This is a genomic window from Ochrobactrum chromiisoli, assembly GCF_026241335.1.
Classification (GTDB): Bacteria; Pseudomonadota; Alphaproteobacteria; order Rhizobiales; family Rhizobiaceae; genus Brucella; species Brucella chromiisoli.
The window spans coordinates 1-22607 of sequence record NZ_JAPHAV010000024.1 but is presented as its reverse complement, the minus strand read 5'-3'; the positions used below and the strand labels follow the sequence as shown (position 1 = coordinate 22607).

The window sequence follows — 22607 nt, the reverse complement described above, 5'->3', positions numbered from 1 at the left end:
TTGATCGGTTTCATCGTATGGGCCGTTTCGTGAAAAGACGTTGCCAGCACATACGCTAACTGATTACGCAATAGTCCGCGTTCTCGACCAGCCTCAATCAAGAGGCGGGTATCGCCAAGGTGCATATTCAAGGTGGTTTCCTTTCGACCGTTTACGCACGGCAATGCGCCCAGAGATTTTCCGGGTTGAAAATAATTCTTAGCGAATTAAATGTTTGTTGACGGAACTACGTATATCCCGTAGTCGTTAGTCATGCACACAGTGATCGAAACGCACTCTTATCGCAGGGCCGCTGATCAGGCGGGAATGACTGAAGACGAAAGACTTCGGCTCAATAACCTGCTTGCAGAAAGCCCTATGGCTGGCGAATTGATCCAAGGAACAGGCGGTGCGCGCAAGTTGCGCTTCGCCAAACCCGGAAAAGGCAAAAGTGGCAGTTATAGGATTATTACCTATTATGCTGCGGAAGACGTCCCGGTCTTTATAATGGACGTTTATGCTAAAGGCGAAAAAATCAATCTGTCCGCCGCAGAGAAGGCAGAATTAAAGAAGATACTCTCTAGCGTAGCTGAGGATTGGCGCGCATCAGTAAGAGAGAAAGTCAAGGAGATGAGGACTGCATCATGAGCAAAGCTGGAAACCGTTTGCTTGATGCTGCCCGCGAAGTAAGCGCTATTGCTCGCGGAGAGCTCAAGCCCGCCCACATTCATATACCGGCTGATGTTGACGTTAAAGGTATCAGAACAGGTCTAGGCCTTTCTCAGGATGCCTTCGCGTTTGAATTCTGTTTTAGCGTTCACCAAATTCGCGATTGGGAACAGAACCGCTCCCGCCCTCTCGATAGCAATCGTGCTTACTTATTGATGATTGAGCGGCATCCAGATGTAATGCGTCAGATGCTCGAAGATTTGCGCAAAGATATGGCAGAAGCTTCGCCACCTGACGAAAAAATGGCAGCTTGCCGCTAACCTTAAGCCCCGGCCTCATCGCCGGGGTTTTTGTTTGTGTTTTCCTATTATTGTGAGATTATGATCGGGCGCAGGATTGTCACCCCAATTTCGATCCGATGCGGCCCCGGTTCAGCCCCCTCGCTGCCGGGGCTTTTCTTTTTCGATCTGTTCCTCTAAGAACACTCTTGCGCAAACCCACACCCAATGCGGACTAGCGTAACCCCGGTGGGCTTTGCGGTCTCCGGGGTTTTTATTTGATAAGTGGTCGGTCAATCGTCCGCTTCTTCATGTTAGTGCTAAAACATCAGGATCATGTGTTCTGCGAATGACCAGTATGCGTCAGTGCTCCTAGGTAAAGCTCTTTAATTTCATCTCTAGATTTTATCATTCCTATTCGTTGTTGAAATTCTTCCACTGCAATATCGGAGTATTCGGGCGGCAGGATAGCACCGGCGTAACCCGCGCTATAGCTTGCAATTTCCGTCGCTAGCTGTTCATCTGTCCAAACACGAATATGCGGCACATTAAATCGCTCTAACACGCACTGGCGTCTGAATGCCGGATCACCAAACGGTCTATGAAGTTTATGAGCGCCGTTCAGTTTAGGGTTCGTCTCATCTTTTTTTTGAGCTGTGGCCTTTTGAACATGGGCGTAACCTAGGCCCATACACCACCCTAAAAAACCGTAACAGAAGGCACTAGCAAAGTAAGAATCCCAAGAATTGACGTCCATCAACTGACCTCCTTTCATTAGTGTTTTCGCTATGGCACGCGGGTGAGTGCAGCTATTGCCGTCACCGAGCCACCGCCACTGGTTTCTTTGACTGTTCCTGCACCTGACGTATCACAGCGCAGATATTCCAGCCGTCCACCCTGAATGCCGGAATAGTGCGCTGTCACGGGATCGATACTGACACCGTCAATAACGATGTGATGGGCCGTCGCGTCGACAGAGGCAGCAAAATTGCGGCGATTGCCGATAGCTATGCATCCGCGTGTGATCAGGCTTGTATCGACACCCTCGGTGCCGCCGCCAGAAGCTACAAAGCCTTCACCGCCTACGGTTACGCCCCAGCCATTGTTTCGCGTCATGCAGAAATTGGCCTGTTCATGTGCGCCGTATGAGACAATGACCCCGCGATCAAAGTTGTATTCATAAAGGCTGTTCCAATCTGAGCCTTCACAATACTCATGTGGCGAGCGTCCATCATCACCGTTGTCATGGCTCCAAAGTTCACTAACCTGATAGTTTGAGCGGTAAGGAGATGATGCATAAGTGTGGTTGTTAAACCCATCCTGACCACATGCTCCGGCCTCACAATGCTCAATCCGCGCATGTTGGGTTTCGTCAAAGGTGATGCCTTCACCACGCGCACCCAGACAACGGACACCATAAAGATCAAGCACGGCTGCATTATCGAAAGGCAAGCCAACAAAGCGCGTTTCCAAACCGTGAATGCGAACAGCCTGAGTGCCATTCAAGCCGCTGATGGCAGACGATGAAGGAATGTAAATGTCAGCCGCAATCGCGCTACCACCTCCATCAATGCTGAAATAAACGGTTGTGCCGCTGATGAACCATGAAGCGCGTGAAGCACTATCAATAGCCGCAATGCTTGCAACATTCCAGATACGGCAGATATCAGCGAGACGATGTGTTTGACCACGATGCAGTGGATGACGCTCTGAGGCGACAATGGCTGTCGTGGGATCGGCAACACCTCTTTGGAAAATCCATGTTTTGGGGCTGTTATCTGCGTTGGCTTGCTCGGTCGAAAGATAGGTCGCAAGTGCGCTGGAGACCGTTGCCTGATAAACTTTCGTATATCCTGACGACTTGGTGATGCCGGTAAGCTTGGTCCCACCGACGATCACAGGTCGAGCATGGTTTCTTGCGTAGATTTTCAAGCCATATGCGTTTGCCAAATTCAGCACCGTGTCAGAATAATCACCTCCACTTAGTATTACCGTTCCAGAAGGCGCGGCAGCGTCGATAGCCGCTTGGATGGTTTTCTTCGGGGTGATGCTAGTCCCGGCAGCCGCATCATTGCCTGCCGGATCAGCATAGATAACAGGAGAATTCCCACCGGTCGAACTAACAGCAGGGCCTCGGAATGTTGCATCACCTGATGCCATAATTGGCGCGGAAACGATGACAGAACGCGGCTCGGTGCCGGTGTTCGTGATGTCAACATATAGCTCAACAAACGTCGCAGATGCATCCCATCCGTTTTGCTGAAGACGAGTTGCTGCCCGCTCGCTGTCGGGGGGCAAAGCCCCAGCGCCTACAAGTACTGCGCTTTCGCGCACGGCTGAGATTTCAGTGGTACCATTGAGCTGACGTTTGAGCAGTCTCACCTGACCACTACCGCCCACCGTCGCATCGACTGAGTAGAATTGCACGGCAACAGCGGGTGGTAGTGAGGGATCAAACGCACCTTTGGGTAGTTTCCAAATCGCAGAACGGCTTTTTCCGGGATCACAAGTAATTTTGAAGGCGGGTATGCCAGCAATAGAAACCTTTTCAGTGGGCGTCGTACTCGATCCAGTCACCGTAAAGTGCGGACCGCTCAACGTTGCTATGTCTTCAATTGTGAGAAGGTTTGGCTGGAAAACCTCGTAAAGGTTTGCCTTGGACATAACGGATGCCGTTAGCGGTGGGGTCATATATCCATTGCCCGAACCTGTTGCCGCGTCCAATGAACTGGCTGCTACGGCGGCGGGTGGCCGCCATGCCCAACTACTTCCATTTGCAATTAAAATACGCTGGATCGCCATGTTCCGTGCCGCGCCAGCAGTTGAACCGATTGCATTCAACTCAAAAATCAGGCGGATTGATTGACAAGCTGGGTCTAACTCAATGTCACCAAAGCCGAAATCCAATGGACCATCGGCACCAGCAGCACCAAACATCGCAACTGACTGGCGAGTGTTTGCTATTTCTGCGTTCGCACTATTCATCTGCTGGATCATGAAGCGATTAACACCAGAGCCGCCGGGGGTGTCTGGTGCTGCGTCGGCTGCAGCAAGCCGCACAGAAGCAGAAAAACGAGCGCCCGAGAAAGATGACCTGCTGATGCTGAAGGTCGCCGTTCTATTTTGCCCAACATTTGCGGTAATAACCCCAACGGCCTGCTGATCGGATGGGTGGCCACTACGACTAAATATCTGCTTTGTTGGTGGGAGTGGGACTGTGAGCCATCGCGACAGATCGTTGAACAGCACCTCATCCATTGACAGAAGATTAGGCTGCTCTGTTTGGATAGAGAATGCTTCTGACACACCGGATACTCGTACATCAAGCGAGCTGAGTGTAGCGTCACTCTTTTTGACGAGAATGCCGCCTTGCTTGACATAGAAGCCGTTATTCAGGCCGTCAGCGACGATATTCACGCCGCCGTTGTTTGGGATATTGGCTAAGTCAGCGTTTGCTTGTGCGAGCGTGTCATGATTAAAAAGCCCCATCTCTGGGGCCTCGATCCACTCACCTTTATCATTGAGTATTTTGCCAGACGGCACCGGAGGATAACTGGTTACTGACACTGACCCTAATGAGGGCTTGCCTACAAGATCGTCGTATTGTCCGGAAATAGCTACGTCTGACAAATCGTCAGGCTGAACGGCGTTATCGGCCTTGGTCCCTTGCGTCGCAGTGGCAAAGTATTCAACTTCCTTTGCCGCCGCCGAACCGACTGATGCAGGCGTGAGCGATAAATCGTCTCTCACGCCTGTCACCACGTCATCCTTCGTGGCGGATTTCAGTTCAAAAGTATGCGTGTGATAGGGAACAGCCATTACTAGCCCTCCAATGCCGATAAGCGGGTTTTAAGATCGTTAATTTCATCCGTCAGAGGCTTGATAAGGTCCGACAGCGAGATATGAACGAGACGATTGCTTGAAAAGAGAACGACGCGGATTTTTCCGGGATCGACTGCGCCAGACACGGCAAAAGGGCTGATATTTTCCGCCATCAGAATTTCACCACTACATAAACGGTATTGTTAATCGGGCGAGCATCGGTGCCGCCATCACTGGAAGTCGTCCCGCTAAATGTATGAGTGTGGTCGCCTGCCGCTCCAGTGTTGTAAGTCTGCCCATTTTGTCCCCAAGAACGCACGTCTGTACTTCCGTCAGATGTCCAAAGGCCCATATTGGTGATTGGATGTGTATGACTGCCGTTACTTGTTGTTGTGCCACTGAATGTATGTGTATGTGCTTTGTTCTGGCTGTTCTGCTGCACACCAAAGACACGCCCACTATCAAGCCCACGGCCATCATCCCAGCCGCGCATGAAAGCACCGCGCCAATCTGGAAGCAGGAATGTTGTGGAACCGTCACCAGCACCAAAGCGCGTACCGATCACATTGAACAATGACGCATAGGTCGTTCGCGAAACTGCTCTGCCGTCACAATAGAGATAGCCAGCGGGAACTACAGGCGCGGCCATAATCTCGTATGAGCCGACAGGCTTGAATGACATTGTGGGATTGAGCAGTAACCAGCCGCCAGAATTGCCATCAAGTGCAGCAGAGTAGATCAGTTCATAGATGCCGTTTGCAGTTATATTCCCGCCTGACAGCGGCGTGACGCCAGAATTTGCGTTCACTGTGTAGATAGGCTTTGCACCCACCGAATTAACATTCAGCGTTGCTGATCCGGTATTGGTATTCGCTGCTCTGAGCGCAATACGGATGCCGTCAATATAGGTGTTAAACGTGCTTTTGGCTGCGAAACTGATCACGTTTGCTGTGCCTGTCGCGGCTGTCACTGCGCCCAGATCAGATAGAAGCTCTCTGACACGCTGCATCATCGATCGTGCGGAGTTGTTAACCGTCGAAGGCGGCTGTCCTTCCTGCCAGTTGATATTGTCGTCAGAGTTGGCGTTTGATGCCGCCTGTAGCGACCAATCCCAGATACTGCTCATTTCACGCCACCCTTGCCTTGGTTCAGAAGCTGCATGACGTATCCGGCCAATGCATCGCCGTTGTTGCTGCCGTACTGAACTTGACCGCCTTGCGCTGCGCCTCCCGGTGCTCCACCGCCCCCGCCGCCGCCAAGCATCTTGCCGATGCTCTGCACGCCCTCCAGCGCCTTGCCAAAGCCGGTCAGACCGTTAATCGATCCATTTGCCAACCCGCTTGTTAAGCCACCCGCAAGACCACTAGATGCGGCACCAGTAGCAGCACCACCAAGTAAACCCATACCGAGACTAACCATTTGATACCTTCTTTCCTAAAAGGGCTTGAACATAATTGGCCAAAGCTGTTGCTTGCTGGCCCGATGGTCCTTGAACCGGCGCAAGCTGCATTGCAGGAGCCTGCGGAGCCTGTTGCTGCCCACCGCCAGCTGACATTGAGCCGAACATCTGCCCCACGCCGTCGAGGTAATTGCCGTCTGCGATCTGAGAGACACCATCGAGAAAGCTGGGTTGCTGCTGCGCTGCCGGAGCCATCGAACCCATAACGCTCTGCGGCTGCGCCACTGGTTTTGACCCGATGGTAATAGGATCGCCAAAAGCTGGTGCAGGAGTTCCCGGCGCTTGGGGCGGGGAGGATTGCTGAGAAGCAACCTGAGAGCCGATAGGGATGTTTTTCGCGATAGATCGAATGCGATCTGCATAGTTTGGATCAGTCGCATACCCGGAGCGACCCAACGCATCAATCTGAGCATCAAGCCCTTGAGCGGCAAGCATCGGTTGATAGCGCTTATTGCTTGTCAGAAAGTCAGCGTAACCAGCAACACTATCTGACGGGCTGTTGAAGGTGCGGAAGCTGTCATCCATCTTCACGCGCTGGCCGTTAATGACCTCATGCGTTGTAAATGTCTGCCCGCCGCCCTTTCCATGGCTTTTAATGCCAAAATAATTGTTGCCGGGGGCCGACTGGCCCCATGCACTTTCGTGCGCGGCCTGCGCAACTATGATGCGTGGATCAACGCCTATCTGCTGCCCGTACTGAATGGCGGCAGGCAGGATCGAGTTAATGAAAGCCTGCTTATTGGTCGCCATTGCTTTCTCCATAGAAAAAGCCGCCCCAAGTGGAGCGGCCTACTTTCAAGTTATAATATCTTCGTCTATTCTGCTGGCGGCGATAGATAGGGGTTAGGGATGAAGTCGATTGCAGTCATTGCATGCATACTGGCTATTGCTGGGTGCCAAACTAAGCCAATTGAAGCCATGAATTATGCCGAGCTGCAAACACTCGGAAAGCAGATTGGCATCAAATGCGCTAAACAGGGACTTAAGCCTAACACGCAAGCATTTCAGCAGTGCGTTTCTATTGAAACAAACGCCGAACAATATAGGCGAGGCAGCAACGCGCGAGCTTCTGAACAGTTCAAGCAGTACCTTATGACCCGCGCCGCCGCCGGTCCAAGCGCTTGTGTTTCCAATGGCGGGTACGGAACTGTAACGACAACGTGTTACTAAGGATTTAGATGTCTATTAAACAAGAAGCCGCGATAGTTGGGGCGGTTGGAGCGCTAATTGTTGTAGGAGGACTGGCTCTATGGCTGAATGGCCTTAGAGATAGCGTTCCATTATGGCAGTTACTGCTTATTTGCTTTGGCGGAATGGCAGCTTGTCTTCTACTAGCGCGGTGGATGGATAGGCGAGACGCGGGGAAATGAGCCGTCGAATAGCCTCAGATGTCGCCAACGTAGCGGCATCTGTCTGATTGAGCTGATTGATTGCGTTATACGCCGCTTGCCCTGGCCCGCCCTGTCTGGTCAGAAGTTCCGCTATCTGAGAATAGATCTGGTCCGCTTTTGAACGAATGACATCATCAGTATTCCCGGTCGCAGCTTGCGTAAATTTTTGAAGTGTATTCTTCACTTCGCCACGCGCCAATGAGCCGATCACGCCGGGTTGTGTATAATCTTTTACGCGGTCATCCATCGCCTGACGGGCATATGTCTTAGAATTCTGCGTAACTGCTGATCTTAGTTCAAAAGATTTGGTGGCACGGTCGAGTTCTGTAAACAGGCGTTGGCTTTTATCGGGACCGATGGCTAGTAAAACCTTTTCACGGCTTGACTTGCTAGAAAGGTCTTTCAGGGCCTTGATCGCCTCTCTCGCATCCATATCGCCGTCCGACACCGCTCTTGTGACATTTGCAATACGATCATCAATCGCCTGACGGATGTTTTTCACAAGTTCAGTTTTTTCGGCTTTAGGAAGGCCCGTCAGAAATTCCTGAACTTCCTGGCGCTTCACGCCGCTTCCCATCATGTCATAGCCAAACTGAGCAGCTTTGACTTTGCCAATTTCCGTCCCAGCTGCATCAAGTGCCTGACCATATTCGGGAACGAGTGATTTCAAGCGTGAGCGAATATCCTTAGCAAGGTTGCCATAGGCGCGGCCCATCTGAGTAGTCCCGCCGAGCTTGCCCATTCCGTCAGCCTGATCTGCAACCTCATTAAGACCACGAGTGATGTAATCAAGCTGTCGCACATCGGGCAACCGTTCAAGCACGACAGACCCATCATCAGCCATCTTTGCAAGAATCTGCTGGGATGGCGGTGCGCCTTCGACGCGCATAAGATTATTGGCGGCATCGACCGCGCTCCTTGGAACACGATTTTTGATCATCTGTTCTATTTCAATACCCTTGTTCGAAGCGTAATTTATTGGCTTCGTATAGGCTTGATCATACAGACCTGATAGCGCCGTTCGCCCTGACGAATTGGCAGTGCCAGGCATCGCCATAGTTGGCGCACCGAAGGCATCATCCATCGCAGATGTTATAGCGGCGCTGTCCCGCGATACGCGCTGAGAAATCGCATCACGAGCTACGCGAGCGCCTGACCCACTGCGCTGAATAGTCTGGTCTAGCAAGCTCTGGGCTGTTGGGCCGGCATCTACAAGCATAGCCTCCTGACCGGCGCGAGCCATATTTTGACGGCCTGCCGCGCCAAGCGTGTTATCGGCTTCAAGGACATCACCGATCACCCTTAGTGCTTCCGGTGTTGCGTTCGCTTGCGATGCTATAGGGTTTGCAAGGCGAGCGTTTCGGAATGCTTCGTAACCTTTAGATAGACCTGCTCCTACTACCGGCAACGCCCCGCCGATAAACCCACCAATTGCGGCATTCGTCGCCGCATTCGTGGCTCGATCTCCTAGCCCTTGTCCTTCACCTGCTCCATACACTGCCCCACTAATAAGGCCGTCACCAATGCCAGCAGCAGTTCTTCCCATCAAAGGCGCTGCGGCGAAACGTGTTGAAAGCATTGCGGGTGCAGCAGATGCGGCCACGGCGACACTTCCCCCTACTTTGCCAACCGTTGAAGCAATAGGGGATCGTTCTTCACGCCTGCGCTGTAATTCCTCATTCAGCGCCATCTGGCGGTTATACTCCTGCGAGTAATTAAAGCCGTCCCCCTTGATCGCGTTAATACCTGCGCGAGCAAGGCCAGTCATAGCTGACACTGCTTCATCCCCGAAAGGGATTCCGGCCAGAATACTGTCGCTGGAATCGCTGAGTGCATTCGGGCCACGTAAAGCCTCGTATTGGTCGGCTTGCTGCTGCACGTTGAAATCGCCAAGATCCGTTGACGCTGTGCGCTCTTGATCAATCGCCTGATACTTTTCCCAAGGCGCAGCGGTACCTGTCGCAGCTTTCGTCTGATATTTTTCCCAAGGGGCAGCCATCAGTTCACCTTTTCCCAATTTTGTGGGTTCGCTGGGTCGCCGCCCTTAAAGCGATACCCATCCTCAACCTGTCCAGCCTGAACAGCGCCGCCGCTTTCACCGCGTGTTTCTTCAAATATGCTGTCGCCTGCTTCCTTGCCGTGAACAATCCGAAGCAAGGTTCGTTCATAATCATCGAGTTGACGCTGAAACACTTCGGGCGAAGCACTAGGATCGAGTGCGCCTGTTTTTGCCGCCAGCATTGCATTTTCACTGTCAGATACAGCGCCCAAAGCCCCGCCTGTTGTACTTGCGGCTCGCATCGCTTGCAAGTTTTCAATCTTGGCGTTCGCCGTGAGCGTTGCGACTTGCCGGCGAAGTTCAGCCGCGTTGCTTTCGCCGATGTTGGAAAGCACTTGCCCGCCGACACCCGTTGTCATTCGACCACCAGATTTAGCTAATTCTCGCGCTGATTTTGCTGCGTTGATGATGATGTCGGTAGATGTGGCAAGGTTTTGCTTCCAAGCCGCGTCTGTCTTCGTCGTATCTTCTGGCCCGCCTGGGATAGGTGACATGCTTACAGGGTTGCCATTTTCGTCATAATTGACACGGTAACCTTGCGGAATGCTTCCCATATTTCTAGCATCGACATTAACCCCACTTTTAGTGCCAGCAAGCACCGCTTGTTGATACTCTGGCGTTCCCGGCTGCAAGCCTGCTGCTGACAAGTTCTGCATCAAAGTTGTAGGCTTAATCTGCGGATTGCGGAGGTTTTCCACTTCAAGTCCAAGCTTCTGCAATTCGAGCATAGCTTTCGGATCGCCGCCATTGCGCATGTTTTGCAGTACCTGAAACGTTGCCTGCGGGCTTTGCGCCAATAACTGCGCTTCACCTTCTGGAATGCCGCGAGAAGTTAGATATTTGACTGTCTGGTTTTCCTGCTTGCGCTCTTGAACGGCGCCAAGGCCACCACCGATCGCAGACAGCAATCCGTTACCTCGGCCTAAACCTTGTAGGAATGCTGAGACGGTCCCCATGTCAAGGCCGCCACCAACCGATTGAGGCTTGGTCTGCGCTTGACCAGACTGCTGCGGCTGCAAAAGGCTGAGTGAAGCCTGATAGTCCTGTGGCGTAATTGGCGGAGCATTCGCGTCAGGCTGTGGCGGGAAATAATTCAGATCGCCCTGCGGAACCTGTGCTGGAACGGGCGGCATAGGCTGCGGAATTGCTGCCGTAGCTGTCGGATCGATCTGCTGCTGTGGCGGCTGTTGAGCCATAGGCGACAGCATGTTTTGCGGCATGAGAGGCATGCGAGCGGTGAGCATGTTTGGCAGGCCATTGAAACGATAGTCAAACATTATGCTGCCTCCATTTCGAAGCCGAGTTGAGAATAATCGACCCGGTAAAGCCCATCTGCGCCCTGCGTGACCGCTTCCGGCTTAACTTCGAGCAAATCCTGAGCCATGACGCCGCGCCAACGCTTGGTCAGGCCCCGATAATTCCACTCGTAGAGCTTGAAGCCGTTTCGCTCACCGACAGGCACAATGTTTTCCTTAGTGCGAATATCAGAAAGCAAGTTCATGCCCTTTGAGCTACTTTTCTGGCTCCCGGTTGTGGTGCCGTAGTTTCCTGCCGCTCCTGCTGCGGCTGATTGCAAGAGGCCTAGACGCGTCCATCCCTGATTATCTGTTTCCGCGAACTTATCGCGTTCAGCATCGAGTTTGTTCTGTGCGTTCTGGTCAAGCACCTGCCCGCCTGCAAGTTGGTTGCCTGCGGCGTTTGAATAGCCTTGATAAAGCGAGTTGAGGCCCGACAGCTTGCCAAGATTAGCGCTGTCAATCTGGCTGTTCGCGTTCATCATATTGGTGACGTCTTGGTTATACTGGTTCGCCATTGCATTGGTGGCAACCTGCCCAAGTTGATTGGACATAACGCCAGAATGAGCACCAGACCCGTAACGCCCAGCACCTGACATGCTGGAGTTAATTGTTGTCGCCGTGTTGTTCAGCGTGTTCTGAAGCGCTTCATTGAAGGCCGTGTTATTGCCGATCATCGAACCGTTTGCCATGTTTGCAAGGTTCATCGCGCTCGATGTGTCGCCAGTTGCCAGCTTATTGACAGCATCTGAATTGTACATATCAGCGGCACCAGTCAGCTTATTGACTGCGCCTGTCGTCGTGCCGTTTAGATCAGTGACACGCTGACCTTGATAGACATTGCCGCCCTGCCCTGAATTATACAGGTTCAATGCATCCTTGGCAGAAGTCGTAAAAAGCGGCTTCGCCCACGATGGCGGTTCGGAAGTCTGAGTGCTTTCCTGCTTGCTGCTACCAAAGCTCATTGTGTCAGTTCCTTACGATAACGGAAAACCATCGGCTGAAAGCCGTGCTTTGCCAATTGCTTCTGCCAGCCAATGCGCCCCATGGCCTGAATTTCGGTGATGCCTTGTGAGAGTGCGAACTTTTCTAATTCCGTCACCAGATCGGCCAGATAAACACCGCCCTCGCCGCCCAGATCGCACAAATGCAAGCGCTTTTTGCCTGTTGCCTCTGCGGTATAAATCTCTGTCGTAACAAAGGCTTTGAACGCTTCGTTCTCATCGAAAATGAGCCAAAGCTGGTTTTTCCCGCTCATAATCCCTGACATGAGGATTTCGACCGTCAGATCATCAGGGTATTTCTCACAGAGCCTGCGCATTGCTGCCGTCAGATCGCGGCCATAAGGTGCAATCTGGTCGATAGTCCAATCTTGCGTGTTGATGATTTTCATCGCCATCCCGCGTCCTCAAACGCCACGTCAAAGCCTGTCAGATGCGACCATTCTTCATCGGCAGGAATGCGGGTCTTAAATCTGTGAAAACGCGCTCTTGAGCGTTTATGAGCAATGCCCGTATTGTATGACGGGCTTGTTTCAGAGAGCCATTTGACTGGCTCATATTGATTGCGGCGCATCCGAACGCCAACTGACAAGAATAGCTGATCCGTGTCGACTATTGGATAAACGCGGCGCGTGCGCTGAATACGGCCATCAGTTGCGCCAAACTCTTGAGAAACGAGTGTAGCTTCCATATTGCCAGCTGTGAACGATCCAAGCCGCTTGTCCTTGAATGCTCCGAGGATTGGCGCTCCGCCCTGCCACGCCTTGCTATCAAGAGAAAAAGGCAGCGTATCAAGGTTGGTGCTTATCGAATCCAATCCCTCCAGCGTGTAGCCTGCGGTGTAGAATGGAACGATGTCGGTGACTGAAATCTCGACCAGTGACCACTTTTGGACACCCCAGTCATAAATCAGCATTTCGTTATAAATGCCGACACCGTTGTAATCCATCGCCCAATATACGCGGGTGTAGAACGGATCGATAACCGCTGACATTTCCGAAAGGTTCGACGCTGCCATACGTGTAAAAACGGAACGGTCTACCTTCTCGTAGCCAATCGGCAGCAATTCGCCACCTTCTGAGCTAATCTGAAAGAAACCGCCTTCATCTGCAAAGAATGCATAAGAACCGCGACAAGCGATACCCCAAGGCGATTTAGCTCCGCGCTTATCCTGTGCCTTGTGAAACGTGAAAATGATGTCCGAACCCGGAACGAATGTACCGGCGTAGATTGCGGATTGCAGAAAGATGAGCGGGTTTGTTGCTTCCGTCGAACCTTGAACGCGTCCACCGTCTGGGAAGTCCTGAAAGTCCGAGCTGTTGGTGCCTGGTGTCCAGAACTCACAATCGTTCAAGCCTGACCATTGCACACGGTTTGGATTGTCTGGCAGCATCATGAGGCATACGAAATCACCCCATATCTTGACCAGTCCAGCACGCGGCGGTGAGCCGCCAAGGTCGCGAAATGCCGTATCAGTGCCAAGCTGGTAGACCTGTGGGGCGTCATTCTGATTGACAGCGATTACATACTCACCGAACAAGGCAAATGACCAAGGCGCATCACCAGAGGCATGATATCCGCCTATTGCCTTACTTATCTCATTCCAAGCCAGAGTTGTATTATCGAGCAGAAAAAGCCCTGTTGTTGTTCCGCCGAAGACATAAACCGATTGATCAAGGGAACGAACTGCAAAGACGCCCAAAGGGTCTTCTGGGAATGCTTCAGTCAACGCGCTCCAGTCTTTCATCGGAATGAAGCCATTAGCAGACGGCAAGACATTCAACAGAAGATCAGTGTATGCAGAATTGATATCTGCAACATCGGGCCGGTATTCAGCAGCAGGAATAGCAACCATTAGAAGCAAGTCCCGATGATTTGGCCACTTCCATTGCGGCGCGAAGTCTCAGCCGAAAGCGCGCCGTCTTCTTCTTTGTAGTCATTTAGAGAAGCGGCTGCGAGTGTCGCATCCTTGAGATAATCCTTGTAAAGCTGGTACTTGGCACGCGCTTTGATCAGGTCAAAGGCCTCGGTAAACCAAGCATTGCTATCCGTCGACGTCTGAATTTCAGCCAGGCGATACGGCCCAAGCTGCAAACGGATCGTGAATTCTGTGTCGTTCGGAACTGGATAAAGCCGAATGCGCTGGCCGAAATACGTGAACATGTACGGCTCGCCACGCGATGCGGTATTGTCCGAAACAGTCTCTATGTCTTCCGGCATGACACGGCGCAGGGTTGTGCGCTGGCCGCTTGTATCTTCGCAATATGCTGCAACAACGCGCACAAGTGACGAAATATTGGCGTTATCGGCCTTATCGTACCACTCACGTCCCGCAACTGTTTTGAACGTCACATCGCGGGTTTCGTTGAAGTAATAAACATTGCGCTCGCAAAAGCGGATCGCTGCGAAAATGCAGTTCTGAATCTGTGGCGTATATTCGCCGGTCGTATCGTCAATCTCGTCGGCAATGACCGTCATCATGTCGTAGAATGTCCGGTCCTGCGCGTCGAGAAGCGCCGGGATTGTGTTATTCGGGCCGGAAGTTGTTACAAGAATAGCCATTATTTACCCTTGCTCTTTTTGCCAGCCGGTTTCGGCGGTTCAGACTTTTCCGGCTTTGGCTTTGCATCACCAAAATCCAAGAGCGACCAATCGGTATCATCCATGGGAAACCTTGCGGAAAGGGCGAGCCGAAGCCCGCCCCTCATCCGATTAAGCAGGAGCTGCGTAGGTGGAAACGACAATCACGCCGAAATCGGAATTGTTGTTGTTGAAGACGGTCTTCTTCATGCCGAGAATGGTCTGGGCAGAAACGCCGAGTTCACGCTGGTAATCAAAGGTTTCTTCGATGCGCTTGAACTTCTCCGGGGTGTTCTTCATGCCGAATGCAGCCACAGCAGACTGAGCACCAAGGAGAACAGCACGGCGAACGGTCGGAACTTCGGTCTGAGTGGTTGTGCCAGCCACACCAGTCGTCACATGCTCACTTTCACGAAGAATGACGTTGTTGTAAACGCCAAGCGCGCCAGAGAAGATCGGGTTATCAGAGCCGCGCTTTTCAGCCGCCTTCTGAATGTCCAGCCACTGGCCCGTTGAGGTGTTCGTGCGCATGGAAGTGACCTGCGTTGGGTGCAGATACATCACATAGTGATTGCCACCATCAATGCGAACAGGCCGGATTTTCGGGTTGGCAAGCTTTGCGCGTTCAACAGCTTTGTCGATGAGTTCAAGCTTGAAGGTATCGGCCGAAGTCAGTGCACCTGTTCCCGCTTCTGCTGTCGCAGTTCCTGCAAAAATCTGGCGGGTTGGGGCTGTGACTGCATTGAAGCCGGTATGAACGCCGCCAAGCGTAACGGTGCGGCCTTCAAACCCGATCGATGGCGCTGTGTAACCACAGACATGCAGGAAGAACATCAGCGACATGCGGTCAGCATACCAATCAACCAGACCGGCGTTTGCTTCTTCACGCATATCAAAGAGAACGCGCTGCGCATCGATAGTCTGCTCATTACGAACACGAACAGCGTGCGCAAGTTCGTTGATCATAATGGCGTCATTATAGGTGCTGAGTGCTTCTTCATTGCCTTCCAGCATTGTGCCTTCGGACACACCGTCACCGATGAGCTGAGTGCGCAGGCCGAATGTGACCTTATCGCCTTTGCCCTTCTGCGTTTCATCCTTAAGCTGGATGATTGAGTTGGTGCCAGTGCTCATCAAAGGAGCAATAGGGGTTGCTTTGGAAACTTCCTGTGCAAGCTTCTTAGCCCACAGTTTTACGGTCAGTGCGTTGTTTGACGCAATGGTAGTTGTAGCCATGGTGGCTCTCCAGTGAAACGTTGAAAAATCAAGGGGATTTGTCGCGGTGACGCTGCGAGCGAGGCGAAGCCGACTTGAACCCTCGGCGCGGGCTGATTGGCTATCGTGCAATCAAACGAAGATCGGTTTTAAGCCGTGACCTGGGCTTTAGAGGCCACCGCTAAGCGCGACAGCCTTGCTTGGTAGGATTGTGATCAAGGTGTGTTTTGGCCCGGATCACATGCCCTGTAGTATCTTGTTGAAACGCTTGGCGTTCGCTGGATTGGTCATCCAAGCGTCAAATTCATCCGCCGGCATTTCCAGAATGGCTTGCGCTGACAATGGATCAGTCATTGCATTGCCATTTGTCCCGGCGATGGTCTTTGATCCAGCCTGCGCTTCAATAATCTTATCGATTTTGCCAGCGGTTGGAGCGGGTGCGGCGGCCGCGTATCCATAGCCTTTAGCAATTTGATAGACGGCCTGCGCGGGGTCTTGGCCTGCCTGCTTTGCCTGAATGATGATCTGGCGAAGCTCTGCGTTAATCTGAGCGACACGCGCCTGCTGATTGCCGAAGTTTGGATCAACTGCCGCAAACGCCTGCAACTGATTGTCACGAAGCTGTGCAAGGAACCCTGTCGCCTGATCAAAATCCGGTATGGATGCCTTGGCCTGATTAACGCTGTTATCCCATGTTGACCATATAACTTGTTCTTGCTGCTGGCTCTGTTCGCGTTGCTGCTGTTCCTGTGCCTGCTTCTGCCGCTCAGCTTTATCAGCTTCGAACTGTTTACTCTGCCACAGAAGATGCCCGATAATGTCTTCATTGGGATCGGGTGGAGCTTCTTCCTTTGCCTGCTCAGGCTGCTTGCCAGATGCCAACAAAGTATTCCAGCGGTCTTCAAAGATTGCCAGCTTCTGCGCAAGTTCCGCTTTCTCGGCCTCTGCCTTCTTGCGTTCCTCACGTTCGGCATGGAACGCACCATGAGGCACAAATCGGCCCTTGTCATCGCGCTCTTGCTGTTCTGGCTGTTCTTCTGTCTGCTGGGTTAAATCAGCGCCAGTGGGCTGTTCTTCGACTTCTGTGCCTGCCTCAGCTTCCAGCGTGCTTTCGTCGCCACCAGATGCGAAATAAGCTTCCTCAGCGGCGGTAAAGCCACTATTGTTCTCGTTATCCATTTTCCACCTATTTGCCCTTATCGTGGGCGAACGAAGCTAGTTGCGGACTAGCAGCCGAAACCGTCCTTTGACGGGATTAAATGTCGCCGCGCCGTGTATTGGCGTTTTGCTGGCGAATGCTTGTCTGAGCCGCCTGATTGGCAGCTTTGACCATATCAATCTCCGCCTTTTGCTTGGCGGTTCGCAGTTCAAGTTCTGCTTTCTGCTGCTGCATAAACAGTTCAACCGCATCAGACTGCTGCTTGACTGCCGCCTGTTCCTGCTTGGCCTGAATGTCAGCCGCCTTGCCCTGCATATCGAGCTGATGCTTTTGCATTTCTGCCTGCATCTTAATTTCTTCCGGGCTTGGTTGAGGCGGCTGCTGCGCGGCTTCCTCCTTGGATTTCTGCGCCATTTTCATCCACTTATCGACAAGTGTTGCCGGAAGTGGTGAATACTTAGCAATCTCAAGGATCATGTCAGGCGTAATCACGTCTTTGAGCAAAGGCAGCATTTGCTGCATGATGCCCCATGTGCGCTCCTTCTCATTTGGCGAGCTTGGTGCGTCATCAATAATAATGTCGTACTGAACATCAGCAATGTTTTCACGCATCAGCGGAACGTATTCGGCCTTTTCGTCTCCTACGATGCGGATCAGACGACCGTCTGCAAGATGGTTCTGGATTAGATAAAGCAGAATGCGGCCCTGCCGCTTGCGATACCGACGCAGGCTGTTGAACAGGGAAGCCAACAGATTGAGCGATGACTGACGGCGTTGCGCTTCAAGCACACCAGCCTGATCAACTTCTCGCGTGCCGATGAACTCAGGAGATAGGCCCGTTACCTGATTGATTGCCTCTTTTGCCTCATTGAACAAAGCAAAGAAGCCAGTCGGAAACTGTGCCGTTGGCTTTGGCTGTATCTTTCCCGTAGCGAGTGTGTTCTTTTTCGCCCATGTGATGCTATCAGAGCGCGCCCAACTTTCCTCTGCCTGCCGATCATCCTCAAAAGCATCGCGCTCGGCGATAATGCCACCTTTGGACTGGCTGTTAAGCAGGTGCATCACCTGCGAGAAGAATTTGTTGCTCCAGCGCTGCGGGTCTTTGGTTGGCCTTACGACACCGTAAAACTGGCGTTTCAGCTTATCACGATAGCCAGTGATGCACTCCCAACCGAACATACCCTTCGGCACCATGGGGGCATCAACATCACCTATAATTCCGGTACCGATGAAGGCACGCTTCACGACCTTGCGCGTCTGCTTGGCAACTTTAATGCCAGCGGCTTCAAGCAGTTTTGCCTGCCCTTTCGCCACTTCCCGAATTTCACCCGTTTGCGGGTCTTGCATGCGGTAATATTGCTCAGGCTCCAGCCAACGCGCTTCCACAATCGTGCGCAGATTTTTGCTGTCATCATCTGACGACTTGCCGTCATAGCTGGTTTCATCATTGTCATGCGTGCCGTCCACATTGCCAGACTTAGCCCATGATGCGTTCAACACTTCCGGGTCAACATCAGGGAAAAGAGCCATCCATTCAGATAACGGCTTTTCATCGACGTAGAATAGATGTTGCGCGTCTTCGAGGTTTGGCTTTACCGCTGATGCATCCCATACAAACTTAAGCGGGTCGAGACGACGAACAACCGCTGCGCCATCTGCTTCAATCTCGAAATCAAGGCGGGTGTCGGTCCAACCCATCCCGCAAATGACATTATCCTCAAACGCATCACTGTCTTCATCTTCCGCGTTGGATTCGTCACGAAACCATTCTGCCGCATTAGTGAGCAACTCATTTGCTTCGGCATCACCAATTTCGCGCGGGATAAACCGAACCTCACGGCGATTGTTTATCTCAGCGCCGATGACGGCATTCACCAATGGCGCAACGCGATTGAAGGTCATAACGGGGCGCTTTTGCGCTCTCAGAGCCTGAATATCCTCATCAGCCCACTGGTCACCATTATAGAACGCATAATCTTCACGGGCCTGCTCGCGCCATTCAAGAACACGCGGCAAGTCAGCCTTAAACCAGCCCTTGAGCTTTTTCAGCAGGCTATCGTGGTCAAGGCGCGACGTGTCTTTACGCTCAGCTTCTGCTGAGGCGTTTAATTCATCTTCTGCCATTGATTAAACCTATCCTGCCATCCAACTTGTAGATGATGACGAACGGCCACCGTAGCGGCTCTGTCTGCCCTGAATGCGCGGCTGCTCATAATGAACAGCCATGAGGCCGAATGCATCGGCGCTGTGTGACGCCCAATCGTGGTTCGGTCCAAGGCCTATGCCGCGCTGCTCGTCTTTCTTTTCGTGATACCAGCCCAGTGCATCGCGTCCGGCTTCCGTTGTGGCTTCATTGAACCACATTGAAGGAAAAAGCCTGCGGACTGCCTCAATACGCATCTTAGCAGCGCCTGCGCCTTGGTTCGGTACAACTTCGACTTCAAACCCAGCTTCTTCAAGCGCACTGCGGAAGCTTACGTCATGCACCTTGTCTTTTGTGTCGCCGTCATGCGGCAGCACGCAAAGAGCATTTTCATATCCGTTATCGCGCAGCCATTGCACATGAACCGATAGCGGCTGGCCCTGCGCTTCATAATGATCGAGAACGCGGATTTCTCGGCCAATGAACTGAACTATCCAGATTGCTGTAGCGTCTGCTTTGGCTCCGGTGCCGCCGATATCCCAATATGCCCGGATCGTCATGAGTGGGTCTTTTGACACTCGCCCAATACGATTCTCTTTTTTCACCTCGGTCAAACTCTTTGCGAAGTAGGCTCCCGAAGCGATTGTCACGTAACCGCCTTCCCAGACATGCTCGTAATCGTCTGGCGTCATTCTAAGGCAGTCGAGACGCTCTTGCTCCAGCTCCTCTGAAAACCAAGGATTATCCCGCCAGTTGGCGTTTACGACGATAGCGCCTGTTGGTATCTCCGAACCCCGGAGCATTACGTCAACGGCATCAGTCTTTCTGCGAGAGTTCCAGCTCCACCACATTTGTGCGCCGGGTGCGCGCATTGTCGGACGGAGAAGCTTGATCGATCCTTTAGATGCTGTCTGCGCTTCTTCCCACCAAGAGCGCTTGAACCCTTCCAGCGACTTGATGCTTTCGGCGGTATATTCCTGCATGCCCTTGAAGATCATAAGACCATCGCCGGGCGTTGATATCTCGGTTTTATAAACCTTGAACCCGTCAGCTTCACCCAAACGCAGAGAAGCAAGCTTTGCTTCAATCAATGCCTTGGAAGATTGCGCCAAATCCTTCTGAACTTCACGGATGCAAACAGACCGAAGACCCTCGCCGCCGCTATTTCCCGGCTCCGCTAAACTGTCTTCAATTAGCAGGCCCGCAAAAAAATGAGATTTGCCAGATCCGCGACCACCCCACGCGCCTTTATCACGCGCTGGCTCAAGCAATGGAAGAAACACCCGTGCCGTTGGGATTTCCAACTCTCTTGACATAATTAGCCCGCCTTCGGGTCAACTATCGTGCGCTTGATTGTGTCCACGATGATTGCACCGCCATCCTTGCCGGACAGTTCGCTTTTATCAGCGAGACCGAGTTCGCGGGCGATGATATTGGCATTGAGAAGATCAGCGGCAGCACCGGAAAACTTCTGCTGATAGATAACTGCTTCGGCTCGCGATATGACTTCAAATAAATCGGGACGCGATTTGCGCCAGTCATTCCACTGTTGAATGCTGACATCAAGAAACAGACACATTCCCATAAGGGTCATCGCACGCATCTGAGCCACCGGCTCATGTGTTGCAGTACCTTGGAAAGTGACGAGCTGATCCTTATAAAGCGGGTTCTCATCTACCCAATTGAAATACTCGACACATGCCGACCAAAGGTCTTCCGGGTTTTCAAACTTGGGCTTTGCACCGTGAGAGGAACGCGCCTCCCAAAAGCGATTGCCCTTAAGGAAGCGGCCTGTTGAAAGGTCGCGACTGTTCATTACTTACACCTCAAGCTTTGCCTTCCAGCTTGAACGCGATGGAAGAAGCCAGCCAAATCCGACGCGCTCGTAAAAGCGTGTTTTTCTGACAAGCTGGACTGGTCATGAATAATCTCGACTACAAAGCCGCCATCTAAAGGCACCACACGATATTCAGATATAAACGTCACGTCTTTATCCATCACTTACACCACGTCTTTGTCAGGTAATCGTTGAATGAGCAGTGACGCTCGTAAGGTAATGCGCATGAGGCAAGGAGGATAAACGCAGAGAGAGCGAGAAGCTTAGAGAGCATACTGCCACCAGAAATCAGTTCCGCCGAGGAGATAATCGTACTTCTGTATGCAGCGGCGATTCACAAAGCGCAGCCAGACAAACCGTCGATCAAACGTTCTGATAGGCAACCATGCGAATACAAGGTGCCATTCACCAACTGGTGTTCCAAATCTCGGTTGAGGGACAGCGAGAAGCTTGGCGGTCATCCGAAATTCTCCAGCATGTCCGCCTGCTCTCTGAGTATCTGCGCCACGTCTTGCGGTGTGCCGCTATCCATGAAAGCGGCTATGACGGCTTCAAGCATGATCATGTTGCGAGCGCGCCAGACTTTCTTCTGTGATGCTTCGGCTAGAGAGGTGATGGCCTGAGTGTCTTCTGGCACTGTCATCCCTCCAAATGAAAAAGCCCCGCGTGAGCGAGGCTGAATAGTTTTGTGCACTTTTTGCACATTACTTAAAATTGGCTGGTAACTTCTCGATCTCTGCGTTGATAGAAAGCTACGCACCGACGCAAATCATCATCTGACATTTCCGAAACGTTGATAATCTGGCCAGCACGACTTTGAGCTTTGTATTCAAGCTCTCTTCGCTGCGAAGCCTTCAAATGTTCGTAATTGCTGCCGTATAGAACGCCGTTGAGGATCGAGTTAAGCATCTCAAATCTTTTCTGGTGAAACAAATCACCTACCTTATTCAGGCTGACTAAATGTCATTCATTAGTCAAGTCTTCTGGTTTGGCCCTGCGATCTATCCCGTAGAAATCCACAAGTGCATCTAAGCCTATGGCGAGGAATCGAACCATGTGGGGCAGATGCATGCCTGTGTCCTCATCGAGAATGCAGACATTGCGGATTGTCGTGGCGATTGGTCGGCCTGATTGATCGACCTTTCGGATTGCTTCGCCCAGATCAAGAACACGCTCACGTGCCTGCCCTGCGGCTTCTGGCTTATCTGTGCCGACACCATGAACGCGGGTCATGTCGTGGGCGCGTGCTGATGGATATGGAATGCCGCTTAGAGCGTAATACCGGCAATAGTCTGCCCCGTAGCGCAAGCCTGCCTGATAATGCGCATAGGTGACGCGATCAGGAAACAGGATATGCAGGCGACCGAGCACCGATCCAGCTTCTGGACGCTCTGCGATCGACGCTGACATTCCCATTTTCATGCGGGCAGAAATCACAACCAGCTTTGTCTCTGCTTCCGTCTCATGCATCCTGCGTACCACGGCAGACTTTCTCCTGCTCTTTCGTCCGTTTGGCTCCCGTTCTGCTGCTGGCAATAATGGCCGGCCTTTTTTCAATCGTCGCTTTGCTGCCTTGCTATACGCCGCCATGCCTGTTTCCTCATCGCCTGGGGTTATCTGAATTTCGGATGGGTGATTGCCGCTAAAATCATTTCCATCGCGATTTGCTTGTGATCGTGCTGCGAGCGTCCGATATCGACGTATGCCTTGATGCCTGAGG

Annotated in this window: 22 protein-coding genes and 1 pseudogene; 3 read left to right on the top strand and 20 right to left on the bottom strand. The window is 52.2% G+C overall.

Features of this window, described 5'->3' with window-relative positions; all coding sequences use genetic code 11:
- The first annotated feature begins 306 nt into the window (after window positions 1–306).
- The gene (locus OPR82_RS21545) at window positions 307–627 is read left to right on the top strand and encodes a type II toxin-antitoxin system RelE/ParE family toxin (protein WP_265987025.1); all 321 of its coding nucleotides are present in this window, start codon (window positions 307–309) and stop codon (window positions 625–627) included.
- A complete protein-coding gene (locus tag OPR82_RS21540) occupies window positions 624–968 on the top strand; it encodes a helix-turn-helix domain-containing protein (protein ID WP_265987024.1) in 345 nt (114 codons plus the stop codon). Before OPR82_RS21545 ends, OPR82_RS21540 begins: the two co-directional genes overlap by 4 nt.
- Window positions 969–1260: 292 nt before the next feature.
- Here OPR82_RS21540 and OPR82_RS21535 read toward each other — a convergent pair whose 3' ends face one another.
- From OPR82_RS21535 to OPR82_RS21510, 6 genes and pseudogenes are all read right to left on the bottom strand, one after another.
- A complete protein-coding gene (locus tag OPR82_RS21535) occupies window positions 1261–1683 on the bottom strand; it encodes a hypothetical protein (protein WP_265987023.1) in 423 nt (140 codons plus the stop codon).
- Between the two features lie 29 nt (window positions 1684–1712).
- Window positions 1713–4745, bottom strand: coding sequence for a hypothetical protein (locus tag OPR82_RS21530; protein ID WP_265987021.1), 3033 nt, complete (start codon window positions 4743–4745; stop codon window positions 1713–1715).
- A 2-nt stretch (window positions 4746–4747) separates the two neighbouring features.
- Complete coding sequence (locus OPR82_RS21525) at window positions 4748–4921, bottom strand: hypothetical protein (RefSeq protein WP_265987020.1); 174 nt, start codon at window positions 4919–4921, stop codon at window positions 4748–4750.
- Window positions 4921–5874, bottom strand: a complete 954-nt coding sequence (locus OPR82_RS21520) for a phage tail protein (RefSeq protein WP_265987019.1) — start codon at window positions 5872–5874, stop codon at window positions 4921–4923. Before OPR82_RS21520 ends, OPR82_RS21525 begins: the two co-directional genes overlap by 1 nt.
- Complete coding sequence (locus tag OPR82_RS21515; protein WP_265987018.1) at window positions 5871–6167, bottom strand: hypothetical protein; 297 nt, start codon at window positions 6165–6167, stop codon at window positions 5871–5873. Before OPR82_RS21515 ends, OPR82_RS21520 begins: the two co-directional genes overlap by 4 nt.
- Window positions 6168–6465: 298 nt before the next feature.
- Window positions 6466–6957: pseudogene (locus OPR82_RS21510) on the bottom strand (glycoside hydrolase family 73 protein); the annotation flags it as partial.
- Between the two features lie 99 nt (window positions 6958–7056).
- On the opposite strand from OPR82_RS21510, the gene OPR82_RS21505 reads away from it, so the two are divergent.
- Window positions 7057–7377: a hypothetical protein gene (locus OPR82_RS21505; protein ID WP_265987017.1), complete on the top strand. Its 321-nt coding sequence runs from the start codon at window positions 7057–7059 to the stop codon at window positions 7375–7377.
- Between the two features lie 126 nt (window positions 7378–7503).
- Here OPR82_RS21505 and OPR82_RS21500 read toward each other — a convergent pair whose 3' ends face one another.
- The 14 genes from OPR82_RS21500 to OPR82_RS21435 form a co-directional block, all read right to left on the bottom strand.
- Entirely contained in the window at window positions 7504–9597 is a 2094-nt protein-coding gene (locus OPR82_RS21500) for a hypothetical protein (protein WP_265987016.1), read from the bottom strand.
- Window positions 9597–10934, bottom strand: a complete 1338-nt coding sequence (locus tag OPR82_RS21495; RefSeq protein ID WP_265987015.1) for a hypothetical protein — start codon at window positions 10932–10934, stop codon at window positions 9597–9599. Before OPR82_RS21495 ends, OPR82_RS21500 begins: the two co-directional genes overlap by 1 nt.
- On the bottom strand, window positions 10934–11917 hold the full coding sequence (locus tag OPR82_RS21490; protein ID WP_265987013.1) for a tail fiber domain-containing protein: 984 nt from the start codon (window positions 11915–11917) through the stop codon (window positions 10934–10936). Before OPR82_RS21490 ends, OPR82_RS21495 begins: the two co-directional genes overlap by 1 nt.
- The gene (locus OPR82_RS21485) at window positions 11914–12351 is read right to left on the bottom strand and encodes a hypothetical protein (protein ID WP_265987012.1); all 438 of its coding nucleotides are present in this window, start codon (window positions 12349–12351) and stop codon (window positions 11914–11916) included. The genes OPR82_RS21490 and OPR82_RS21485 overlap by 4 nt, the downstream gene beginning before the upstream one ends.
- Window positions 12342–13808 (bottom strand): hypothetical protein, encoded by a 1467-nt coding sequence (locus tag OPR82_RS21480; RefSeq protein WP_265987011.1) that lies wholly within the window; start codon window positions 13806–13808, stop codon window positions 12342–12344. Before OPR82_RS21480 ends, OPR82_RS21485 begins: the two co-directional genes overlap by 10 nt.
- On the bottom strand, window positions 13808–14515 hold the full coding sequence (locus OPR82_RS21475; protein WP_265987009.1) for a phage adaptor protein: 708 nt from the start codon (window positions 14513–14515) through the stop codon (window positions 13808–13810). The genes OPR82_RS21480 and OPR82_RS21475 overlap by 1 nt, the downstream gene beginning before the upstream one ends.
- A gap of 150 nt (window positions 14516–14665) precedes the next feature.
- On the bottom strand, window positions 14666–15769 hold the full coding sequence (locus tag OPR82_RS21470) for a N4-gp56 family major capsid protein (RefSeq protein WP_265987008.1): 1104 nt from the start codon (window positions 15767–15769) through the stop codon (window positions 14666–14668).
- 216 nt (window positions 15770–15985) lie between these two features.
- Window positions 15986–16927: a hypothetical protein gene (locus OPR82_RS21465; protein ID WP_265987007.1), complete on the bottom strand. Its 942-nt coding sequence runs from the start codon at window positions 16925–16927 to the stop codon at window positions 15986–15988.
- 76 nt (window positions 16928–17003) lie between these two features.
- Entirely contained in the window at window positions 17004–19031 is a 2028-nt protein-coding gene (locus tag OPR82_RS21460; protein WP_265987005.1) for a portal protein, read from the bottom strand.
- 9 nt (window positions 19032–19040) lie between these two features.
- Complete coding sequence (locus OPR82_RS21455; RefSeq protein ID WP_265987004.1) at window positions 19041–20366, bottom strand: phage terminase large subunit; 1326 nt, start codon at window positions 20364–20366, stop codon at window positions 19041–19043.
- A 2-nt stretch (window positions 20367–20368) separates the two neighbouring features.
- Entirely contained in the window at window positions 20369–20866 is a 498-nt protein-coding gene (locus OPR82_RS21450) for a DNA-packaging protein (protein ID WP_265987003.1), read from the bottom strand.
- On the bottom strand, window positions 20866–21048 hold the full coding sequence (locus OPR82_RS21445) for a hypothetical protein (protein ID WP_265987001.1): 183 nt from the start codon (window positions 21046–21048) through the stop codon (window positions 20866–20868). The genes OPR82_RS21450 and OPR82_RS21445 overlap by 1 nt, the downstream gene beginning before the upstream one ends.
- 296 nt (window positions 21049–21344) lie before the next feature.
- Entirely contained in the window at window positions 21345–21524 is a 180-nt protein-coding gene (locus OPR82_RS21440) for a hypothetical protein (RefSeq protein WP_265986999.1), read from the bottom strand.
- Window positions 21525–21850: 326 nt separating this feature from the next.
- Window positions 21851–22477: a hypothetical protein gene (locus OPR82_RS21435; RefSeq protein ID WP_265986997.1), complete on the bottom strand. Its 627-nt coding sequence runs from the start codon at window positions 22475–22477 to the stop codon at window positions 21851–21853.
- Window positions 22478–22607: the final 130 nt, after the last annotated feature.